This window comes from Streptomyces sp. KR80, assembly GCF_052245555.1.
GTDB lineage: Bacteria > Actinomycetota > Actinomycetes > Streptomycetales > Streptomycetaceae > Streptomyces.
This window is the reverse complement of the sequence record NZ_JBQQCD010000023.1, coordinates 65,935-86,359: the sequence shown is the minus strand read 5'-3', so window position 1 is coordinate 86,359 and position 20,425 is coordinate 65,935. Positions and strand designations below refer to the sequence as shown.

Below are 20,425 nucleotides of genomic sequence, written 5' to 3'. Positions count from 1 at the left end.
GCTCCAGACGGTTACGGGCCCGGTCCGCGGGCACGGGGATCGTGGCCTTGATTCCGCGTCTGCGCAGGTAGGAGCGGTTGCTGCGAGAGTCGTAGGCCTTGTCGGCTCGCACACGGTCCGCGCGCTTGCGCGGCCTGCCGAGCCCCAGCCTGGGCACTCGAATCGCTTCAAGGACCGGCTCGAACTGCGGAGAGTCGCCCCGCTGCCCGGCGGTGATGACCGCCGACAAGGGCTTCTGCCCCTGCTCGACGGCGAGGTGGATTTTGCTGGTCAGGCCGCCTCGGGACCGTCCGAGGCCGTGGTCAGCCGGCTCGACGAAGACGCCGCCGGGCGGTTCCTTTTGGAGATCCCCTTTTTCGCCGCCCCGGCGGCGTGCTGGTGGGCCCGGCAGACGGTGGAGTCGACGTTGACCTCCCAGGTGATCAGGCCCTTGGCGTCCGCCTCGGCCTGGAGCCGGGTGAGGATCCCGGCCCAGGTACCGTCCCGCTGCCAGCGCCGGAACAGGTCGTAGACCCGGTCCCAGGGCCCGTAGCGTTCCGGCACGTCACGCCAGGGAGCGCCGGTGCGGGTCCGCCACCGTATGCCGTCTATAAGCTGACGGCGCGTCCACACCTGCGGCCGGCCCGGCTTGATGCCCTGCGGCAGCAGCGGCTCAAGCCGGGCCCACTGGCCGTTCGTTAGATCTCCACGTCCCACGACGCGTGATCATGAACGAAGAAGATCCACTTTCGCAACAGGCCCTAGGCGGCCCGCGGGGCGCCTGAACCCCCTCCCGCGGGGTGGAAGACCCCCGGGGCCACGAACGGCCGCCCATGGCCCTACAGAGACGCTGTGTGACCGCGTTTCCCGTCCCCCCTCGCGCGCGTGCGCGTAGAGCCCCACTCCCAGGAACGGCGCAACTCCGCAACTCCGCAGGTCAGACGCGGGTTGCGGGGATCAACCGGCGCTGTCGACGCAACCGACAGCACCAACTACGCCAAATCAGGCGGGCCGGTGACGCCACGCAACGGCGCACCGGCCCTCATCCACGGTCTTGGAGGACCCTTTCGTGGACTGGAAACAAGCATGGTCGACCACGACCAACACAACCAACACGGCGTTGGACGCGCTCGCACCGATGTGCGCGCCGTTCGCAGCGCGCTGGGACAGGGAGGCGGAACGCCGGACGCAACTGCGGACCCCGGAGAACCTCAAGGCGCTCATGGCGGCACAGCGGGAGCACAACTCCGCCCGCTCCACCTGCGCGATGGCCCACAACCAGCGCAGCGCAGCCCGCAAAGCGTCCAACAACCCGCTGTCCGCGACCCGCCGGGCCGCGCGCACCGCGCACAAGGCCGCCCGGCAGCACCACAGCCAGGCACGGACCGTGTTGAAGGCGGCCCAGAAGAACTACCCAGCCACGCTCGCGACCCGCGCGGTCCAGGCGCACGCCGCGCACACGATGTCGAGCGGCCTGGCCTCGTGGCTGATGTCGGAGGCCGGCCAGACGCTCACGCTGTGGCCTGCGTCCGTGTCGGCGGGGCTGATCGGCCTGAACGCGGCGGGTCTGTGGCTGGGGCGCCGTCAGCCCTCGGTGCGGCTCGATGACGGGATGACCGCAGAGGAGCGCCGCCTGGCATCGCGGCTGGATCCGTCGTTCTGGGTGCCGAACGCCGACGCCCGCGGCCTGTCGGGCACCGTGCCCACCCCTGCCAAGCTCACCCCGGCCGGGCTGGTCTCGCACGTGCGCCTCGACGGCCGGTGGACGCCGAAGACCTTCCGTGCCAAGGCGGATGAGATCCGGGCCCTGCTCGGGGCGCGGACCGACCTGCGCATGGAGATCACCTCTGGCAGCCACGGCGACCGCGCCACGCTCACGCTGCGGACTCGCAGCGCGGCCGACGGCATCGACCTGAGCGGCTGGGCGCCCGGAGCGCCGTGGGGAGTCGACACGGTCACGGGCGAGCCCGTCATGGTCCCGTTGGGTCGGCGGATGCTGGTCGCGGGCACCTCCGGGTCGGGCAAGTCCTGGTCGACTAGGGCCCTGCTCGCGGAAGGCTCCCAGGCCGAGGATCACAGCTTGGTCCTCATCGACCCCAAGCGGGTGGAGGCGATCAACTGGCAGCACCGGGCCCGCACGGCCATCACGCCGGATGAGGTTCTGGCCGTGACCGATGAACTGGTTGCGGAGATGCACGAGCGTCTGGCGCTCATCCCGCGTGGCCAGGACGTGATCGCCATCAGTCCTGAGCGGCCCCGGATCACGGTGTTCGTGGACGAGGGCGCTGAAGTCAAGAGCATGGCCAAGATCCCGGGCTATGAGCGGATCATGGAGAACCTGCGCACGCTCGCGCGGATGGCGCGGGCGGCAGAGATCATCCTGATCTGGGCGACGCAGAAGCCGACCATGGACCGGGACGGGGGCATCGACCCGCAGATCAGCGCGCAGATCACCTACCGGGCCGCCCTTGCACTGTCCACCTCGGGTGAGTCCCGTGTGGTCTTCGGCGAGGACGCCACCGAGAAGGGCTGGCACGCGCATGAACTGCCCATGCCCGGCGTGGCGATGCTGCGCTCGGGACCGAAGGCCAAGCCCAACCCGATCAGCACCCGCGCGTTCTCCCCCGCCGACGTCATTGCCCTCCCGGACCGGCCCATCTGGAACCGCGAATCCTCCCGGCCGTCCGGGAGCAGGCTCCACCTGGTCAAGGAGCCGACCACCCCCACCGCCGCGGCGCCCGCGGCGGAGACGAACCGTGACCGGGTGCTGCAGGCCGTCCACGACGGCGCCCGGACCCTGCGGGACATCACCGACCGGACCGGAATCAACAAGGGCACCGTATCCCGTGAGATCAAGGCCCTCACGGCCGCGGGATCCCTCCGCAAGAGCGACGACGGCATGCTCCTGCCCGGCCGCGAGGCGGCATGAGCACCGCCGCTGTCTGACCTGCCCGACCAACGACAACGGCGGCCCCCTTTCCGCCAAGAACCGGGGCCGCCGCCTGTCCACCTGCCATCTACAGACCTGTGGAGGTCTCCAGCATGACCCAACCCACCGTCCTCCCGCGAGCCTTAACGCCGGGAGCTCCCGCCGCGAGCGGGATGCGGTTCTACCTGACCACCCACAAACGGCACTGGCTGCGCCTGACCGACGTGCCGCTGTTCCTCAAAGCGGAGCACTTCGACCGCGCCACCAAGTGGGACGAAGCCCGCGGCCCCCACGCCGTCGACTCCGGTGGCTTCATGGAGCTCAAGAACAAGGGCACCTGGACCCGCCCGCCCCGCAGGTACGTCGATGACCTGCGCCGCATCTGGGAACACGCAGGCCCCTACGACTGGGCTGCACAGCAGGACTGGATGTGCGAGGAAGCCATCATCAATGGTGGCTGGTTCGGCGGTCAGTACTTCGTCGGCACCCACCTCAGCGTCGCCGAACACCAGCGCCGTACCGTCCACAACTTCCTCGAACTGCGCTCCCTCGCGCCCGACCTGCGTATCGCCCCCGTCCTGCAAGGGCGCAGCATCCCCGAGTACGAGCGGTGCGTGGAGCTGTTCGAGAAGGCGGGCGTCGACCTGCGGCGTGAGCCCGTCGTGGGGCTCGGGTCAGTGTGCCGGTTGCAGTCCACCCGCGAGGGAGCCGCAATCGTCACCGCGATGGCCGCGCACGGCTTCAAGCTGCACGGCTTCGGCTTCAAAATCCTCGGCCTGGAACGCGTCGGGCACCTGCTGGCCTCCGCTGACTCCGCAGCGTGGAGCTCCCACGCCCGCCGCCGCCCGCCGCTGCCCGGCCATACGCACAAGAACTGTGCCAACTGCATCGACTACGCCCTGATGTGGCGTGACCGAGTGGTCAGCGCCATCCCCACCCATCGGCAGACGCTGCTGACCGACCGGAGCGCAGCATGAATCCACTGGACATCGCACTGAACCTGGCCGCGAGCGGCGTTCCGCCCCTGCCCCTGCGCAAGGGAAAGGTACCGTTCGGGAACTGCCCGAACTGCGCGAACAGCGCATGCGGTGGCCGGCCGAACATGAAGACCCCCGGCCCTTGCACCTGCCCGGCGCCCTGCCACGGCTGGGCCGCCGCCACCACCAACCTGCACGTGCTCACGTCGCGCGCGTGGGCGCGGGCATGGCGCGAAGCGGCAGCGGTGGCCTACCACCCCGGCGGTGCCGACCTCACGGTTGTCGATCTCGACAACCCGGCTGCCGTCGCGTGGGCAGGTCGAACCCTGCCGTCCACCCAGACCGTGGCCACCACGCGCGGAGAACACTGGATCTACCGAGGCGCCATGCGCTCCGTGAACGCCGTCGGCGATGGTGTGGACATCAAGTCCACGATGGCCTACGCCCGGTGGCTCGGCCCAGGCAGCGGCACTATGACGGCGTTGCCGGAGGTCGTGCGCGCGCTGGCCGTGAAGGAACCCTCCACGGTTCGGCCGACGTCGCAGGCCCTCACCGTGCACGCATTGGCCGGTGGCGGGGAGTGCCGTCATCGCACGCCCGCCTACCTGGAGCGTGGCATCGCCATGGCCGAGCAGCGCATCACCGAAGCCTCCAGTGCGGTCCACACCACCGTCTACCGCACCTTCCTCGCCGTGCTGTCCGCCCACGGCCGGTGCGGCTGCCTCACCGAGGTCCACATCGCGCGACTGTTCACCGCCGCTCAGGCCAAGGGCGAATCGCCCCGGCACTGCACCGAGGCGTGGACCAACGCCCGTACCAGGTTGGGACTGTAGCCATGTCCGACGACGACAAGACACCGGCCCGCGAGGTCATCGCCGACTACGCAAGGCAGCACTTCCGGTACTTCCGCACCGCCGACGGCACGGTGTTCGCGCAGAAGAACGGCCACCCCGTGGCACGTCCGATCCGCTCCCAGGGCACCTCGGGCAGCCACCGGCAAGAACTCATCGTCGGCCTCTTCAACGACGGACACGGCGTGTTCAACGGGACCGCGCTCAAGGAGGCGTTGGATTTGATCGAAGCGCTGGCGATGAGCCAGGAAGTGCAGCCCGTCCACATCCGCGTCGCGCCGGGATTCGACGGCGCGACCTGGCTCGACCTAGGCCGCAACGACGGGAAGTCCGCCCGGATCCACCCCACCGGCTGGGACATCCTCACCCCCCACCCGCAAGAGGTGTGCTGGCGCCGCACCCAGCTCACCGGCGAACTCCCCCTGCCCGCCAAGGACACCGACGGCAAAGGCATCGACCTCCTGCTCCGGCTGTGCAACTTCGCCAACGCGGAGACCGAATGCCTCGCCGTCGCCTGGCTCATCGGCTGCCTCGGGCCGTCCGTGCCCGTCCCCGCCCCCTTCCTCACCGGCCCCCAGGGTGCGGGCAAGTCCACCGGAGGGCGGATGCTCGTGAGGATCATCGAGGGCATGAGCAGTGACCTGCGCCGCGCCCCGAAGGACGAAGAGAACCTGATCGCGGCCGTGGCAGCCGGATGGGTCACCGCCCTGGACAACCTCTCCCACCTGGCACCGGACCTGTCCGACCTCATGTGCTGCATCGTCACCGGGGCCGAGACCATCAAACGCGCCCTGTACACCGACGGCGACGTGGTCCGCGCCCGCTACCGCCGCCCCCTTCTCCTGACCGGCATCGACGTGGGCGTCGTCCGCCCCGACCTCGCCGAACGCCTCCTGCCGCTGCGCCTGGAACGCCCCCGCACCCGGCGTACCGAGGCCGAACTGTGGGCGGAATTCGAAGACGTGCTTCCCGTCGTCCTCGGATCCCTGCTCGACCTCACCGTCAAAGTCCGCGCAGCCGAGGCCGACATCCCCACCGACCTGCGCATGGCCGACTTCGCCCACCTGTGCGCACAGCTCGACGCGGCCACCGGCCTCGGAGCTCTCAACGCCTACCGGACCAGCCTGGACGACCTCAACGACGACGTCATCGAAGGCGACCTCCTCGCACAGACCGTGCTGAAGCACGCCGCCAGCCTCGATCCGGGCGCAGAGGAGCGGATGACCTCCTCCGAGTGGCTCCACTGCCTCACCCGCCTCTACACCGGCGACGACTTCCGCCCCCTGCCCAAGGGCTGGCCCACCACCGGCAAAGTCCTCTCCGACCGCCTCAAACGACTCCAGCCCACCCTCGCCGCCCGTGGCGTACTCATCGACTGGGGCCGCACCAAAACGGCCCGCTACATCGAGATGACCCGCCCGCCGGTCCCGCCCTCGGAACAGCAAGAGCCGGTGTTCTGACCTGCGACGCCACGGCCGCCCTGCTCAAGCAAGAAGAGCACCACGGGCAAGACGTGCTCCTCTTGCTGTTCGGCGCAACGCGCCGCCCAAGGGTCGCGCCGCGAAGCGGCTCCTTCTTCACGCTCTAAGGCGCACCGCACGACAACAGACACCCCCCTTCTCTTTTCCTAAGAGAAGAGACGCTGCGTCACCTGCGTCACCCAAGGGTGCCAAACGGCCCGTGACCTGCCACTACAGCGGTGACGCAGGCGGAGACCGCTGCGTCACCCCGCGTCACCCGCGTCACCGATGACGAAGAATGCCCCGCGCCGGTGACACACCCCGACTCCGCTGCGTCACTCAAAACCGCAGGTCAGACGCGCAAATGACGCAGATGACGCGGTGACGCAGAATCCCGTACCTCGGACAGACGCGGCCATGCCCTCCCCACTTGGAGCCCCTATGGCAAAGCCGACAGACCCCGACCCCGGCGCCACCCTCCGCGGTGGCCTCCCCGACCGGTACCTCACCCCCGACGACATCGCCGAGATGTTCGAGGTACCCCTCGAAACCGTCTACCAGTGGCGCAAGAAGCGCACCGGCCCGCCCGGCTTCCGCATCGGCAAGCACCTCCGCTACGACCCCGCCGACATACGCGCCTACGTCACGCAACGCAAGAACGCGGACACAGCCGCCTAACCGAACAGCCACCAAAGACAGCAGGGAGAGCCGCCCGTCGTGGCTCTCCCTGCTGTGCGTCGAGAAAGGACCACTGCCACATGGCAGGCCACATCCAAGACCGCTGGTACAAGACCGAGACCGACCCCGACGGCAAACCCCGCCGAGTCAAGACCGACCGCTACGGCACCGGCATGCGCTACCGCGCTCGCTATGTGGCGCCGGACGGGACCGAGCGCAGCCGCTCGTTCCCTGACAGGCAGAAGCGCCTTGCTGAGGCGTGGCTCACGCAGATTGCTGCCGACATGAACCGCGGGCAGTACGTCGACCCGTCGGCGGGGAAGGTGACGTTTCAAGAGTTCGCTACGCAGTGGCTGGCATCGCAGACTACGGACGTTTCTACCATCGTGGCCATGGAGCTGCGGTTCCGGCTGCACGCCTTCCCGTACGTCGGCTCTCGCTCGCTGAGCGCATTCCAGCCTGGACACATCCGCACGTGGGCACGAGCTCTCAAAGACTCGGGGATCGCAGCGTCGTACCAACGCACCATCTTCGCGAACGTCTCCGCCGTGTTCGGCGCGGCCGTGGATGACGGAATCATCGTCCGCAACCCCTGCCGGGCTGGTTCCGTGAAGGCGCCCAAGCTGGATGCCAGGAAGCTCAAGCCGTGGACCCATGAGCGTGTACTCGCGGTCCGGGACGGTCTCCCGGAGCAGTACGCCACGACTGTGGACGTGGGCGCTGGTTGCGGTCTGCGACAGGGCGAGATCTTCGGACTCGCCGTAGACGAAGTGGACTTCCTCGGGGGCGTCGTCCACATCGTCCGGCAGGTCAAAATGGTTGGGTCACACCTGGTCTTCGCTCCGCCCAAAGGCGGCAAGCTTCGGGACGTGCCGATGCCCAACTCCGTGTCTTACGCGCTCGCGGCGCACATTACCCAGCGCCCGCCCATCGAAGTCACGTTGCCGTGGAAGAAGCCGGACGGCCCTCCCGTCACGGCGACGCTGATGTTCTACTCGCGCGAGCGGAAGGCTCTGAACCGCAACTACTTCAACATGTACCTGTGGAAGCCCGCTCTCGTCTCCGCCGGGGTCATCCCCGAGCGTCTGCCGGGGGAACGCTTCAAGGAGTCGCGCGAGCACGGCATGCACGCGCTGAGGCACTACTACGCGTCGGTGCTCCTGGACGCGGGGGAGAGCATCAAAGCTCTTGCCGAGTACCTGGGGCATGCTGATCCGGGCTTCACGCTTCGGACGTACACGCATCTCATGCCGAACAGCCAGGATCGTGCTCGGAAGGCCATCGACGCGGCGTTCGGCACGGACAAGGAGGACGACGGAGACGACTCCGGGGAGGCTGCCGCCTGAGGCGCACAACTCACAGAAACGGCCGTCGGCCGCGCCTTCTTGTGAAGGAAGAGCACGGCCGACGGCCCACAGACGGCCCAGGAGAGCGATAACCCGCTCTGACCTGCGACGTTCTTAGACGTCGAAGTAGAGCTCGAACTCGTGCGGGTGCGGCCGCAGCTGGAGCGGGGCGATCTCGTTGGTCCGCTTGTAGTCGATCCAGGTCTCGATCAGGTCCGGGGTGAAGACGTTGCCCTGGAGCAGGAACTCGTGGTCGGACTCGAGGGCGTCGAGAACGGCCGGGAGGGAGGTCGGAACCTGCGGCACGTTGGCGTGCTCCTCCGGAGCCAGCTCGTAGAGGTCCTTGTCGACCGGCTCGGCGGGCTCGATCTTGTTCTTGATGCCGTCGAGGCCGGCCAGCACCAGGGCGGAGAAGGCCAGGTACGGGTTGCCGGAGGAGTCCGGGGCGCGGAACTCGATGCGCTTGGCCTTCGGGTTGGCACCCGTGATCGGGATGCGGATCGCAGCCGAGCGGTTGCGCTGCGAGTACACCAGGTTCACCGGCGCCTCGAAGCCCGGCACCAGGCGGTGGTACGAGTTCACCGTCGGGTTGGTGAAGGCCAGCAGCGACGGGGCGTGCTTGAGGAGGCCGCCGATGTAGTACCGGGCGGTGTCCGACAGGCCCGCGTAGCCCTGCTCGTCGTAGAAGAGCGGGTCGCCGTTGGCCCACAGCGACTGGTGGACGTGCATGCCCGAGCCGTTGTCGCCGAAGATCGGCTTCGGCATGAAGGTCGCGGTCTTGCCGTTCTTCCAGGCGACGTTCTTCACGATGTACTTGAAGAGCATCAGGTCGTCGGCGGCGGCGAGCAGCGTGTTGAACTTGTAGTTGATCTCGGCCTGGCCCGCGGTGCCGACCTCGTGGTGCTGGCGCTCGACCTGCAGACCGGCCTTGTTCAGCTCCAGGCTGATCTCGGCGCGCAGGTCGGCGAAGTGGTCGACCGGCGGGGCCGGGAAGTAGCCGCCCTTGTAGCGGACCTTGTAGCCGCGGTTGTCCTCGATCGCGCCCGTGTTCCAGGCGCCGGCCTCGGAGTCGATGTGGTAGAAGGCCTCGTTGGACTTGGTCTCGAAGCGCACGCTGTCGAAGACGTAGAACTCCGCCTCCGGACCGAAGTACGCGGTGTCCGCGATGCCGGAGGAGGCGAGGTAGGCCTCGGCCTTCTTGGCGATGTTGCGCGGGTCGCGGCTGTACTGCTCACCCGTGATCGGGTCGTGAATGAAGAAGTTGATGTTCAGCGTCTTGTCGCGCCGGAACGGATCGACGCGCGCCGTCGACAGGTCCGGTACGAGTGCCATGTCGGACTCGTGGATGGCCTGGAAGCCGCGGATCGACGAGCCGTCGAACATCAGCTGCTCGGCGGGATCGAACGCCTCCACCGGCACCGTGAAGTGCTGCATGATGCCGGGCAGGTCGCAGAACCGGACGTCTACGAACTTCACGTCCTCGTCCGCGAGGAACTTCTTCGCGTCGTCGGCGTTCTGGAACATCCAACTCCTCCTAGCCCGCCGCCAGGGGGGCGGGATTGTCTCAGTCGAGTGGCCCGTGCGGTGGCACACTGGCCTCGACCCTAGGTTTCCGGGATTTCCCGAGCATGACCCAATTGTTTCGCCGAGGTTAACCGGGCGGCGTTACGGGTCGCTGCCGCCGGTCAGCCGTCGTTCGGTCGATGGGTGCCCGGAGACCGGCCGTATAACCCATGAAACACCCACCGCGGCGGTTCGTGGGGGAACCCGCGCGCCGGAGAACGTATGCGGTCCCAGTACCGTGGACGGGTGGACAACAGGCGAGCAATCGGATCGTGGCTCTCCGGGCCCCGTGCGGCAGCCGAGGAGATGGGCGTCGACTTCGGTCACCGGGGCAAGAGGCTCGGGCTGCCGGCGGAGGGACCCGGCTCGGTGGCGCCGCTCGGACGGCGCTTCGGGGCCCTTTTCGTCGATTGGGCGCTGTGCGTCCTGATCGCCCACGGGCTCTTCGCGCGCGGCGACTACTCCTCCGCGAGCAACTGGGCGCTGCTGGTCTTCCTGGTGATGAGCGTGCTGACCGTCGGCACGGTCGGCTTCACCCCTGGTAAGCGGCTGCTCGGGGTGCGGGTGATCTCCGTGGACGGGAGGCGGCTCTCCCTTCCGTACGCCGCGGTCCGCTCGGTACTGCTCGTGCTGGCGATCCCCGCCCTGATCTGGGACCGCGACAGCCGCGGTCTGCACGACCGCGCGGCGGGCGCCGTCCAGGTCCGGATCTGAGTCCGGCCGCCGGGGGGCGTCTCTGAGATCTCCTCTCGGAGATCTCAGAGAGTCTCGAATCTGAGTCTCACCATGCCGCGGCGCGCGAGCGCCGCGCTCAGCGCATCCGGCCGCCGCGCGGCATCCGCATGCCCTTCGGCATCGGCCCCTTGGGCATCGGCATGTTGCTCATCAGGTCGCCCAGCGCCCGCAGCCGGTCGTTGACGACCGTGACCTGGCCGCCCGGGAGCACCCTGGGCAGTTTCATCAGGGTGGTGCGCAGCTTGCTCAGCGGCACTTGGCCCTCGCCGTCGCCCACGGTGACGTCATGCACCGGCACGTCCGCGACGACCCGCGCCATCCTCTTCTTCTCGGCGGCCAGCAGGCTCTTCAGCCGGTTCGGATTGCCCTCGCCCACCAGCACGATGCCCGCCTTGCCGACGGCCCGGTGGACGATGTCCTGGTTGCGGTTCATGGCCACCGCGGGGGTGACCGACCAGCCACGGCCGACGTTCTCGAGCACTGCGGCCGCCGCTCCCGGCTGGCCCTCCATCTGACCGAAGGCCGCCCGCTCGGCACGCCGCCCGAAGACGATCGCCATCGCGAGAAAGGCCAACAGGAAACCCAGGATGGCCAGGTAGATCGGGTGCCCGATCAAGAAGCCGATCGCGAGGAGGACACCGAAGGTGACGATTCCCACAGCCGCGACGACAAGGCCGACTTTGCTGTCGACCCGCTTGGTCATCTGGTAGGTCAGGGCGATCTGCTTCAGCCGCCCGGGGTTCTCGGATGCTTCCTTCCTCGCCATGTTCCAGAGTTTACGTGGCCTGGGGAGCCCCGGTGGCCACGGCCTCCAGTACGTGCTGGGCCTCGCGCCGGTCCTTGGCGCGGCGGCGGTCCTCCAGGACCGCCGTCCAGGCGTTCTGGCGGGCCGTGCGCTGGCCACCGTTCATGAGAACGGCCTCAACGGCACGCAGGGCATCGGTGAAGGACGGGATGGCGGTGGCGCGGACGGGCGCGGCCTGCATGGGATTCAATCCCCCTCGGAGCGGGCGGGCGGGAGAATGTGCGGTGCGTGCTGTGCTCTGCTGTGCCGTCCCGAGGGCGACCTCGGGCCCCACCAGGGTCTCTGATGGGTGTTACCAGGACGTAACCGGTCGGTCAAACACCAATGAAACCCATACGTGACCTGATCACACCTTGACGAGGCCCATCCGCGGGACATGGAAGGGCCGTTCCGGCGGTGCCATGGTGTCATGCCCCGCAGGGTCACCGGACCCCGGTGCGACCTCGGGTGGCTGGGTCACGGGTGCGGGACCGCGGGTGCCGCCGTCAGACCGCCCGCGACGCGACCGCCGCACCACGCCGCTCGATCGCCTGCTGGTAGAGGCGGCCGGCGCGGTACGAGGAGCGGACCAGCGGCCCAGACATCACCCCGGAGTAGCCGATCTCCTCGGCCTCCTCCTTCAGCTCCACGAACTCGGCCGGCTTCACCCAGCGCTCCACGGGGTGGTGCCGGACGGACGGCCGCAGGTACTGGGTGATGGTGATCAGCTCGCACCCCGCGTCGTACAGGTCCTGCAGCGCCTGGCTGATCTCCTCGCGCTCTTCGCCCATGCCCAGGATGAGGTTGGATTTGGTCACCAGATCCGCCTCGCGGGCCTTGGTGATGACCTCCAGCGAGCGCTCGTAGCGGAAGGCGGGGCGGATCCGCTTGAAGATCCGCGGCACGGTCTCGACGTTGTGGGCGAGCACCTCGGGGCGGGCGGAGAAGACCTCGGCGAGCTGCTCGGGCACGGCGTTGAAGTCGGGGATCAGCAGCTCGACCTTCGTACGGCCCGCCTCGCGCTCCGCCGTCATCGCATGGATCTGCCGCACGGTCTCCGCGTACAGCCAGGCGCCGCCGTCCTCGAGGTCGTCACGGGCGACACCGGTGATCGTGGCGTAGTTCAGGTCCATGGTGACCACGGACTCGCCGACCCGGCGCGGCTCGTCCCGGTCGAGCGCCTGCGGCTTGCCGGTGTCGATCTGGCAGAAGTCGCAGCGCCGGGTGCACTGGTCGCCGCCGATGAGGAAGGTGGCCTCGCGGTCCTCCCAGCATTCGTAGATGTTGGGGCAGCCCGCTTCCTGACAGACGGTGTGCAGGCCCTCGCGCTTCACCAGGCTGTGCAGCTCGCTGTACTCGGGGCCCATCTTCGCCCGGGTCTTGATCCACTCGGGCTTGCGCTCGATGGGGGTCTGGCTGTTCCGGACCTCCAGGCGCAGCAACTTGCGTCCGTCGGGTGCGACAGCGGACACGTCCGGCACCTCTCTTTGCTTGGCGCGGCTTTCGATTCTTGGGCGAACACCAGGGTACGCCCGTTATTCGTACGTCCTTGCGCCCGTGGCAACCCACAGCCTTGAGGGCGCATTCCCGGCGCCGTGCGCCGTACGGCTCAGACCGCGCGCGGTAGCGGCTCCGCGGACTCCAGGACCTCCTTCAGGTGCTTCTCGACGACCGGCAGGACGTCCGCCACGGAGACCCGGCGCCCCAGCTCGTAGGAGAGCGAGGTCACGCCCGCGTCGCGGATGCCGCACGGCACGATTCGGTCGAACCAGGTGTTGTCGGGCTCGCAGTTCAGTGCGAAGCCGTGCATCGTGACGCCCTTGGCGACGCGGATGCCGATGGCGGCGAGCTTGCGGTCCGCACCGCGCTGGCCCGCGTTGGAGGGGGCGTACTCGGGGCCGCTCAGCCGGGGGTCGAACTCTTCGTCCTCGAGCCCACCGGACTGCCCGCCGGAGGCAGGGGACGAGGCGAAGTCCAGCGTCAGCCCGCCGAGCGGCTGGCCCTGCTCCGGGCTCCCGGCCGCGCCTTCGGTCGTGTCCCCGGTCGCTGCGCCGAGGACCCAGACTCCGCTGCGCCCCTCGATCCGGCTGGTCTCCAGACCGAACTCGGCACAGGTCAGGATGAGCGCCTCCTCCAGGCGGCGGACATGCGCGACGACATCCACCGGCCGCGGCAGCTTCAAGATCGGATAGCCGACGAGCTGGCCCGGGCCGTGCCAGGTGATCTTGCCGCCGCGGTCGACGTCGATGACCGGAGTCCCGTCCAGCGGGCGCTCACTGTCCGCCGTGCGCCGTCCTGCCGTATACACGGGAGGGTGCTCGAGCAGCAGGCAGGTGTCGGGGATCTCGTCCGCGAAGCGGGCGGCGTGCACCCGCCGCTGCTCCTGCCACGCCTCCTGGTACTCGACGGCGTCCGGCCCGAAGCCCAGATGGACAAAACGCAGCTCACGCGGCTCGCTCACGGCAGCTCCCCTTCGACCTCTCATCCCGCATCAACCGGGCCCTGCCACTGTACGGCCGTGCTCCCGGAACCTCGCAGCCCACCAGGAGAGACTCCCTGCTCACACGATCGGATGAAAGAGCGGCGACCGACGCGGAGCAGGTGGCGCAGGCCGTTAAATTCGCGCCGTTCCACCAGGGCGCTCGGGCCCGGAAGGCAGGAGAACGCACAGCCGATGACGGATCGACCCCAGCAGCGCACCCCCAACCGCCAGCTCGCCGCGCTGATCGCGGAAGCCGGCTTCTCCCACGCCGGACTCGCCCGCCGGGTCGATCAGCTCGGCCTCGAGCACGGCCTCGACCTGCGGTACGACAAGACCTCCGTCACCCGCTGGCTGCGCGGCCAGCAGCCACGCGGGACCACACCCGCGTTGATCGCCGAGGTGTTCACTCGCCGCCTGGGACGTCGGCTGTCCGCCCAGGACCTCGGGCTCGACGCCTGCGCGCCCGTGTACGCGGGCTTGGAGTTCGCGGCCACCCCGGCCGAGGCGGTGGACATCGTGAGCGGGCTGTGGCGCAAGGACTCCGGGAGCCACGCCGAGCTGCGCAAGATCGCGTTCACCCCTGCGGGGCTCGTCGTGCCCAGCCGCGACTGGCTGATCGGGCGGGCCGACGATCGGGTCGCCCGCGGCGTCGAGCCACCGCCCGGACATCCCGGTGCCGAGCACGGTCTCCGGGTGCCCCAGCAGCGCCGGATGTCGGTGCCTCGGCAGCGGCGCGCCGAGTGGGCCGGGGGCCACCGGGTCACCGCGGGCGACATCGCGGCGCTCCGATCGGTGGGCGAGCTGTTCCGCACGCTGGACCACGCGTACGGCGGCGGGCACGCCCGACAGGCCCTGGTGCGCTATCTGGAGCACGAGGCGGAGCCGATGCTGCGCGGCACGTACGACGAGTCGGCCGGGCGGCGGCTCTTCGGTGCGGTGGCGGATCTGACCCGGCTCGCGGGCTGGACCTCGTTCGACATCACGGCGCACGGGCTCGCCCAGCGGTACTTCGTCCAGGCCCTGCGGCTCGCCCAGGCGGCCGGCGACCGGGGCTACGGCAGCTATGTCCTGGTGACCATGAGCCGCCAGGCGGTGTACCTGGGGCACGGGCGGGAAGCCGTGCAGCTCGCCCGGGTGGCCCAGCAGGGCGCCGGCGGCGCAGCCCCGCCGGTCGTACAGGCGCTGCTGCACGCGGTGGAGGCGCGCGGGCACGGCGTGCTGGGCGAGACGCGCGCCTGCACGGCATCGCTCGCCCGGGCGGAACGGGCGCTGGAGACGGCGCGCCCGGGCGACGAGGTGCCGCACTGGGCGCACTTCTTCGACGAGGCCCAGCTCGCCGACGAGTTCGGCCACTGCCATCGCGATCTCCAGCAGTACCGGGCCGCCGCCCAGCACGCGGAGCGCTCCCTCCGGCTGCGCGGGGCGGGCTACGCCCGGAGCCGCCTGTTCTGCCGCGTCGTCCTCGCCACCGCCCGGCTCGGCCTCGGGGAGCTGGAGCAGGCGTGCACGCTGGGGGCCGACGCCGCGGCACAGGCGGCGGAGATGCGATCGGTACGGGCGGTGGAGTACGTCCGGGAGTTCGAGCGCCGGCTGGAGCCGTACAAGGAAGCCGCTGCGGTGCGGGCCTTCCGCGAGCGCACGGCGGCCCTGGGCACTTAGGGCGCCGCGGGCGCGCGGCACGAGACCGAGGCCTTCCGTTCGTACGGGCCGTCGGTTCGGGCTCATGCCGCTGCGCGGAGCGGCTCCGTGGTCTCGGCCGGGTTGATGCCGAAGTCGCGCAGGGCCGCATGGGCCGCACGACGGCCGGAGGCGAGGGCGCCCTCGACGCCGCTCATCTCGCGATGGTCGCCACACACGTACAGGCCCGAGAGCAGCCGCACCGGGCGCAACAGGTCGTGCGGAGCCGGCATCGCGGGGACGGCCTCCGGGTGGTGGTGGCCGGCGAGCAGCCGCCAGCCGGCCGTGGACGTGCCGTAGATGGCGCCGAGTTGAGCGCGAGCCGCCTGGTCGAGGACGGACAGCGGTTCGGCGGCGGCGGCGCCGAGCACGGTCGAGGTGATGAGGACCTGGCCGGGCGGGGTACGCGAGGCGTCGGCCTCGCTGACGACGACCGTGTGCGCGACCGGGCCGCGGCGGTCCGCGTCCAGGACGAGCGCGGGCTCGCTCAGCGGGGGCTCGTCGGCGGTGTGGTGCAGCACGGTCACCGGGTGGAAGCTCGGCAGTCTGAGGCCCGGCAGAAACTCGGCCGCGGCCCGCGCGCCGGTGGCCACCACCACGGCACGGCAGGCAAAGCGCCCGTGTGCGGTGTCCACGGACGTGGTCGAGGCCGATACGGCCCGCACCCCCGTGCGTACGGTGCCCGGCGGCAGGGCCGCGGCCAGCAGCTCGGGCACCACCGATGCGCCGCCGGCGGGCAGGCAGAGCCGGCCGGTGGCGAAGCGGCGCAGTGCGAGGTCGGCGCACCGGCTGGACGTGGCGAGGTTCGGATCGCTCAGCAGGGTCGTGAGCAGGGGCCGGAGAAAGCCGTCGACCGTGCGGAGCGGCACGCCGCGGACGCGGAGCGCCTCGGCGGTGGACTGGTCGGGCCGGGCGAGGAGCCGGTCGGTGGACGTGGCGGCGAGCCGGTGCAGATACGACGACGCGCGGGCCAGGTCGAGCGCGCCACCCAGAGGCGCGCGGGCAGCGGACGCCAGGGCGCGTGCAGCGGTGAGCGCGCCCCCCGTGTTCCGCGTGCCGGCGAAGCGGTGGCTGCGCCCTCCGCTGTGCACCACAACCCCCGGGGAGAGGGGACGGAGCCCCAGACCGTCGAGGCCCGGCGTGCTGCGCAGTTCAGGACAGGACATGGTGAGGAGTTGTCCGGTCCGGTCGAGCCGGAAGCCGTCCACCTGGTCGGTGGCCATCCGGCCGCCGACGCGAGGGGCCGCTTCCAGGACGGTGACGTCCACCCCCGCCCCGATCAGTCGGTGCGCCGCGGCGAGTCCCGCCGGCCCTGCGCCCACGACGACGACGTCGGTCCGTTCCGTGGTGTGGCTTGCTGCGCTGCTGAGCACGTGCCCCTCCCCGAGGTCGGCTGTGTCTCGCGCTGGGCGACCAGGGGGCACGCCCCCAGCTACCGCTGGGGGTACCCCCACCCAGCGGTAGCTGGGGGCGGGTCGCTGGAGACCTCATGCCCTCAACGGCCGCCGGAAATACCGCGCATGGGCTTGTTGGTCGGTGTTGGCCGAACCAGCACGTTCCGGAGACGTGGGGTGCTCGCTGTTCCGAGCGGTCTCCGGGGCGCGACCGGCTCGGACGAAGGGCACGACCGGCTCAGCGCAGCGCGGCCCGCAAGGCGCCGTCGATCGTCGGGTAGGCGAACGAGAAGCCGGACTCCAACAGCCGCCGGGGCAGCACGCGTTTGTTGCCGAGGATCTCCTCCGAGACCTCGCGGAGCGCGAGCCGGAGCACGGGCGCGGGGACGGGGAAGGGCGTCGGCCGGTGCACCGCCCTCCCCAGGGCCGCGGTCACCTCGCGGTTGGTGACCGGCTCCGGCGACGTGCAGTTGACCGGCCCCGCCAACTCCGGTGTGCCCAGGATGTGGCGGATCGCCGCGACCTCGTCGTGCAGCGCGATGAAGCTCCAGTACTGATGGCCGTCGCCGAGCCGGCCGCCCAGGCCGAGCTTGAAGAGCGGGAGCATCCGCCGCCCCAAGGCCCCGCCCTCGCCCGAGACGACCAGCCCGGTGCGGATGAACACCGTCCGGATTCCCGCTTCTTGGGCCGGCGCCGCGGCCTCCTCCCATGCCTGGCAGAGCTCCGCCATAAAGCCGTCTCCCGGCGGTCCGCTCTCGTCCACCGGCCGGTCCCCGGTGTCGCCGTAGAACCCCACGGCGCTTGCGCTCACCAGCACCTGCGGCGGGGCGTCCAGCGAGGCCACGGCCTCGGCGATCGCGGCCGTGCCCAGCACTCGGCTGTCCCAGAGCCGCTTCTTGTACGCCTTGGTCGGATAGCGGTCGCCGATGCTCGCGCCCGCCAGGTGAACCACCGCCTCGCAGCCCGCCAGTCCGGCCGTATCCACGTACTGCCGCAAGGGATCCCACGCGACCTCGTCCGGGCCCTGTGGGGACCGTCGCACCAGTCGGACCACGTCGTGCCCACCGCCGGAGCCTACGGCCTGGGTGGTGGTGGGGGCCCCGGCGTCTGCTGGGGGATGACCCTCGGAGCGCAAGGACCGCACGAGGGCCGTCCCGATGAGTCCCGACGAGCCGGTGATCGCGATGCGCATGAACGACATCCTGCCCGGACCGGGCTCCGGCATGCCGGAGCGGACCGGCCGGATGGCACAGTGTGACCATGTCCAACTCGCACATACGTCCCGTCATCCGCCGTGCCGTACGCGCCGACGACGCCGTGCTCGCCGAGCTGGACCGGCGCATCTGGTCGCCGCTGCACGCCGTACTGCCCGGCCCGTCGCCGGAAGGCGACCCGTTCTTCGACGCGACGCATCTGCCGTCCCATTTCCTGGTGGCCGAGTACGAGGCGGGGGCGTCACCAGGGGCACCCCCAGAGGCGCCCCCAGCGAGAGGCGGGCGACGGAGGATCGCGGGATATGTGCGGCTGGTGACACCGACTCCGCTGCCCGCCAACGCGCACGTCCGGCAGATCCAGGGGCTCGCGGTCGACCTCTGGGCCCGTGGCCGGGGCATCGCCCGGGCGCTGCTCGACGCCGCCTGCGCCGAGGCCCGGCGGCAGGGAGCGCTGCGGATCACGCTGCGGGTGCTCGGGCACAACACCCCGGCGCGGCGGCTCTACGAGTCGGCGGGGTTCGTGGTGGAGGGCGTGCTGCCGGCCGAGTTCCTGATCGCGGGGGAGTACGTGGACGATGTGCTGATGGGCCGGCGACTCGCGGACTGACGCCCCGGCTCGGGCTCCCCCCTTTCCCGGGGGTTACGCCCGGAATGCCGCCCACAGCTTGGGAAACCGTTTCGCCAGCACTCTGTCGTTCTCGAAGTCGAGGGGCGTGCCCTCCGGCTCCGCAGGCGGGGCCGGCAGCCCCAGGTCCGGTGTCTCCATCCCGGTCAGCTGCTCGTACGCCTCGTCCGCCGCGTATCCCAGCTCTTCCGCGTCCCCGTCCACCTCCTCGTCGAAGTCCTCGAGAAGGTCGGCCAGGTCGTCCGGGTCGTGCAGCGCGCCCTCGTAGATCTCCCGGCCCTGTCCGATGAGCCAGCAGCGGAAGTTGTCGAAGGCGTCGTCGCTCGCGCCGTCCAGGAGCACCCAGGCCGCGCCCCAGAGGTCCCAGCGATAGGCGCGGTTGAAGCGGGCCTCGAAGTGCCGGGCGAAGTCCAGCACGAGGTCGGGCTCGTACTGCAGCAGGCGGTCCACGAGCACGTCGGCCTGTTCATCCGGATCGCCCTCGGCGGCGTCACGGGTGCTGTCGACGATCTCCCAGAACTCCGTCTCGTCCATCACCCGACCAGCATCGGCCCTGACCGGCGGCGACGCACGCGGAGCCGCCCAGATGCGGCCGTGTCGTTATCGACGCGAATGTCCCTGGAAACCGGACAGAGGATGTCGGAATTGGGTGACAGTCTCAGTGACCACCACGGACCCGGAGACTGGGCGGGGGAGCCCGGCCACAGGAGAGGACGCAAACGTGAGCGAGCAGGCAGCATTGGCCGGCAAGGTCGCACTCGTCGCGGGAGCTACGCGCGGCGCAGGACGTGCCATGGCCGTGGAGCTCGGACGGGCGGGCGCGACGGTGTACGCCACCGGCCGTACGACCCGCGACCACGTCAGCGAGGTCGGCCGCACCACCGAGACCATCGAGGAGACGGGCGAGCTGATCACGGCCGCCGGGGGAGAGGGCATCGCGGTGCCCACCGACCACCTGGAGCCGGAGCAGGTGAAGGCGCTCGTCGAGCGCATCGACCGCGACCACGGGAGGCTGGACGTCCTGGTGAACGACATCTGGGGCGGCGAGCACCTGCTCGAGTTCGGCGAGAACACCAAGGTCTGGCAGTACGACCTGGGAAAGGGCCTGCGGATGCTGGAACTCGGGGTGAAGACCCACATCATCACCAGCCACTACGCGCTGCCGCTGCTCATCAGGCGGCCCGGCGGGCTGGTCATCGAGGTGACGGACGGCACGGCCGACTACAACGGCCCCAACTACCGCGAGAACCTCTTCTACGACCTCACCAAGAACGCCCCGATCCGAATGGCCTTCGGCCTCGGCAAGGAGCTCCAGGAGTCCGGCTGCACCGCGGTGTCGATCACGCCCGGCTTCCTGCGCTCGGAGCAGATGCTCGACGTCATGGGCATCACGGAGGAGAACTGGCGCGAGGGCATCAAGCAGCTCCACGCCTTCTGCATCGCCGAATCCCCGGTGTACATCGGCAGGGCGGTCGCGGCGCTGGCCGCCGACCCGGACGTGGCCCGCTGGAACGGCCAGTCGCTCTCCAGCGGACAGCTCGCCCAGGCCTACGGCTTCACCGACACCGACGGCACCCGCCCCGACGCCTGGCGGTACATGACCGACATGGAGCTCGCGGGCAAGGACCTGGACGACACGGGCTACCGCTGACGCTTGGCCGGCAGACCGTCGACGGTAACGGCGGGTTTGCCGCCGGACAGCAGGAGGGGGGCGTGGCGGGGTGTCCCCGC

20 protein-coding genes are annotated in these 20,425 nt (G+C 70.2%); 10 read left to right on the top strand and 10 right to left on the bottom strand.

Annotation, left to right across the window (positions count from 1 at the left end; all coding sequences use genetic code 11):
- Both ACTWQI_RS25940 and ACTWQI_RS25935 read right to left on the bottom strand, forming a co-directional pair.
- Positions 1 to 262: transposase (locus ACTWQI_RS25940; protein WP_443274169.1), on the bottom strand; the 262-nt coding region annotated here is incomplete at its 3' end.
- Between the two features lie 8 nt (positions 263 to 270).
- Entirely contained in the window at positions 271 to 696 is a 426-nt protein-coding gene (locus ACTWQI_RS25935) for an IS5 family transposase (protein ID WP_443274161.1), read from the bottom strand.
- A gap of 352 nt (positions 697 to 1,048) precedes the next feature.
- Between ACTWQI_RS25935 and ACTWQI_RS25930 the strand changes: the two genes are divergently transcribed.
- The 6 genes from ACTWQI_RS25930 (at position 1,049) to ACTWQI_RS25905 (ending at position 8,220) form a co-directional block, all read left to right on the top strand.
- Complete coding sequence (locus tag ACTWQI_RS25930) at positions 1,049 to 2,908, top strand: FtsK/SpoIIIE domain-containing protein (protein WP_443274160.1); 1,860 nt, start codon at positions 1,049 to 1,051, stop codon at positions 2,906 to 2,908.
- Between the two features lie 113 nt (positions 2,909 to 3,021).
- On the top strand, positions 3,022 to 3,885 hold the full coding sequence (locus ACTWQI_RS25925) for a deazapurine DNA modification protein DpdA family protein (protein WP_443274159.1): 864 nt from the start codon (positions 3,022 to 3,024) through the stop codon (positions 3,883 to 3,885).
- On the top strand, positions 3,882 to 4,718 hold the full coding sequence (locus ACTWQI_RS25920; RefSeq protein ID WP_443274158.1) for a DNA primase: 837 nt from the start codon (positions 3,882 to 3,884) through the stop codon (positions 4,716 to 4,718). Before ACTWQI_RS25925 ends, ACTWQI_RS25920 begins: the two co-directional genes overlap by 4 nt.
- 2 nt (positions 4,719 to 4,720) lie before the next feature.
- Entirely contained in the window at positions 4,721 to 6,196 is a 1,476-nt protein-coding gene (locus ACTWQI_RS25915) for an ATP-binding protein (RefSeq protein ID WP_443274157.1), read from the top strand.
- A 441-nt stretch (positions 6,197 to 6,637) separates the two neighbouring features.
- Positions 6,638 to 6,874 carry a helix-turn-helix domain-containing protein gene (locus ACTWQI_RS25910; RefSeq protein WP_443274156.1) on the top strand — a complete coding sequence of 79 codons (237 nt, stop codon included), beginning with the start codon at positions 6,638 to 6,640 and terminating at the stop codon, positions 6,872 to 6,874.
- An 80-nt stretch (positions 6,875 to 6,954) separates the two neighbouring features.
- A complete protein-coding gene (locus ACTWQI_RS25905; protein ID WP_443274155.1) occupies positions 6,955 to 8,220 on the top strand; it encodes a tyrosine-type recombinase/integrase in 1,266 nt (421 codons plus the stop codon).
- 114 nt (positions 8,221 to 8,334) lie between these two features.
- Here the strand turns inward: ACTWQI_RS25905 and glnA are convergent, their stop codons facing one another.
- On the bottom strand, positions 8,335 to 9,744 hold the full coding sequence (gene glnA, locus ACTWQI_RS25900) for a type I glutamate--ammonia ligase (protein WP_443274154.1): 1,410 nt from the start codon (positions 9,742 to 9,744) through the stop codon (positions 8,335 to 8,337).
- Between the two features lie 285 nt (positions 9,745 to 10,029).
- Between glnA and ACTWQI_RS25895 the strand changes: the two genes are divergently transcribed.
- Positions 10,030 to 10,497: an RDD family protein gene (locus tag ACTWQI_RS25895; protein WP_443274153.1), complete on the top strand. Its 468-nt coding sequence runs from the start codon at positions 10,030 to 10,032 to the stop codon at positions 10,495 to 10,497.
- A gap of 97 nt (positions 10,498 to 10,594) precedes the next feature.
- Here ACTWQI_RS25895 and ACTWQI_RS25890 read toward each other — a convergent pair whose 3' ends face one another.
- From ACTWQI_RS25890 to lipB, 4 genes are all read right to left on the bottom strand, one after another.
- A complete protein-coding gene (locus ACTWQI_RS25890) occupies positions 10,595 to 11,284 on the bottom strand; it encodes a DUF4191 domain-containing protein (protein WP_443274152.1) in 690 nt (229 codons plus the stop codon).
- 10 nt (positions 11,285 to 11,294) lie between these two features.
- Positions 11,295 to 11,504 (bottom strand): SCO2195 family GlnR-regulated protein, encoded by a 210-nt coding sequence (locus ACTWQI_RS25885; RefSeq protein ID WP_443274151.1) that lies wholly within the window; start codon positions 11,502 to 11,504, stop codon positions 11,295 to 11,297.
- A 304-nt stretch (positions 11,505 to 11,808) separates the two neighbouring features.
- The gene (gene lipA, locus ACTWQI_RS25880) at positions 11,809 to 12,774 is read right to left on the bottom strand and encodes a lipoyl synthase (RefSeq protein WP_443274150.1); all 966 of its coding nucleotides are present in this window, start codon (positions 12,772 to 12,774) and stop codon (positions 11,809 to 11,811) included.
- 137 nt (positions 12,775 to 12,911) lie between these two features.
- The gene (lipB, locus tag ACTWQI_RS25875) at positions 12,912 to 13,763 is read right to left on the bottom strand and encodes a lipoyl(octanoyl) transferase LipB (RefSeq protein ID WP_443274149.1); all 852 of its coding nucleotides are present in this window, start codon (positions 13,761 to 13,763) and stop codon (positions 12,912 to 12,914) included.
- Positions 13,764 to 13,976: 213 nt separating this feature from the next.
- Between lipB and ACTWQI_RS25870 the strand changes: the two genes are divergently transcribed.
- Positions 13,977 to 15,443, top strand: a complete 1,467-nt coding sequence (locus tag ACTWQI_RS25870; RefSeq protein WP_443274148.1) for a regulator — start codon at positions 13,977 to 13,979, stop codon at positions 15,441 to 15,443.
- Positions 15,444 to 15,505: 62 nt separating this feature from the next.
- Here ACTWQI_RS25870 and ACTWQI_RS25865 read toward each other — a convergent pair whose 3' ends face one another.
- Positions 15,506 to 16,834, bottom strand: coding sequence for an NAD(P)/FAD-dependent oxidoreductase (locus tag ACTWQI_RS25865; protein WP_443274147.1), 1,329 nt, complete (start codon positions 16,832 to 16,834; stop codon positions 15,506 to 15,508).
- 259 nt (positions 16,835 to 17,093) lie between these two features.
- Positions 17,094 to 18,056 carry a TIGR01777 family oxidoreductase gene (locus ACTWQI_RS25860; RefSeq protein ID WP_443274168.1) on the bottom strand — a complete coding sequence of 321 codons (963 nt, stop codon included), beginning with the start codon at positions 18,054 to 18,056 and terminating at the stop codon, positions 17,094 to 17,096.
- Positions 18,057 to 18,115: 59 nt separating this feature from the next.
- Between ACTWQI_RS25860 and ACTWQI_RS25855 the strand changes: the two genes are divergently transcribed.
- Positions 18,116 to 18,676, top strand: a complete 561-nt coding sequence (locus tag ACTWQI_RS25855; protein WP_443274146.1) for a GNAT family N-acetyltransferase — start codon at positions 18,116 to 18,118, stop codon at positions 18,674 to 18,676.
- Positions 18,677 to 18,709: 33 nt separating this feature from the next.
- On the opposite strand, the gene ACTWQI_RS25850 is transcribed toward ACTWQI_RS25855, so the two are convergent.
- Positions 18,710 to 19,228, bottom strand: coding sequence for a DUF4240 domain-containing protein (locus tag ACTWQI_RS25850; protein WP_443274145.1), 519 nt, complete (start codon positions 19,226 to 19,228; stop codon positions 18,710 to 18,712).
- Between the two features lie 187 nt (positions 19,229 to 19,415).
- Here ACTWQI_RS25850 and ACTWQI_RS25845 point away from each other — a divergent pair, with 187 nt between their 5' ends.
- Positions 19,416 to 20,345 carry an SDR family oxidoreductase gene (locus ACTWQI_RS25845; RefSeq protein WP_443274144.1) on the top strand — a complete coding sequence of 310 codons (930 nt, stop codon included), beginning with the start codon at positions 19,416 to 19,418 and terminating at the stop codon, positions 20,343 to 20,345.
- Positions 20,346 to 20,425: the final 80 nt, after the last annotated feature.

Bases quoted from the DNA above. Each gene is read 5' to 3' on its own strand.
- ACTWQI_RS25925 (WP_443274159.1), top strand. From the start codon at position 3,022: ATGACCCAACCCACCGTCCTCCCGCGAGCCTTAACGCCGGGAGCTCCC.
- ACTWQI_RS25920 (WP_443274158.1), top strand. From the start codon at position 3,882: ATGAATCCACTGGACATCGCACTGAACCTGGCCGCGAGCGGCGTTCCG.
- ACTWQI_RS25915 (WP_443274157.1), top strand. From the start codon at position 4,721: ATGTCCGACGACGACAAGACACCGGCCCGCGAGGTCATCGCCGACTAC.
- ACTWQI_RS25910 (WP_443274156.1), top strand. From the start codon at position 6,638: ATGGCAAAGCCGACAGACCCCGACCCCGGCGCCACCCTCCGCGGTGGC.
- ACTWQI_RS25905 (WP_443274155.1), top strand. From the start codon at position 6,955: ATGGCAGGCCACATCCAAGACCGCTGGTACAAGACCGAGACCGACCCC.
- glnA (WP_443274154.1), bottom strand. From the start codon at position 9,744: ATGTTCCAGAACGCCGACGACGCGAAGAAGTTCCTCGCGGACGAGGAC.
- ACTWQI_RS25890 (WP_443274152.1), bottom strand. From the start codon at position 11,284: ATGGCGAGGAAGGAAGCATCCGAGAACCCCGGGCGGCTGAAGCAGATC.
- ACTWQI_RS25885 (WP_443274151.1), bottom strand. From the start codon at position 11,504: ATGCAGGCCGCGCCCGTCCGCGCCACCGCCATCCCGTCCTTCACCGAT.
- ACTWQI_RS25870 (WP_443274148.1), top strand. From the start codon at position 13,977: ATGACGGATCGACCCCAGCAGCGCACCCCCAACCGCCAGCTCGCCGCG.
- ACTWQI_RS25860 (WP_443274168.1), bottom strand. From the start codon at position 18,056: ATGTCGTTCATGCGCATCGCGATCACCGGCTCGTCGGGACTCATCGGG.
- ACTWQI_RS25855 (WP_443274146.1), top strand. From the start codon at position 18,116: ATGTCCAACTCGCACATACGTCCCGTCATCCGCCGTGCCGTACGCGCC.
- ACTWQI_RS25850 (WP_443274145.1), bottom strand. From the start codon at position 19,228: ATGGACGAGACGGAGTTCTGGGAGATCGTCGACAGCACCCGTGACGCC.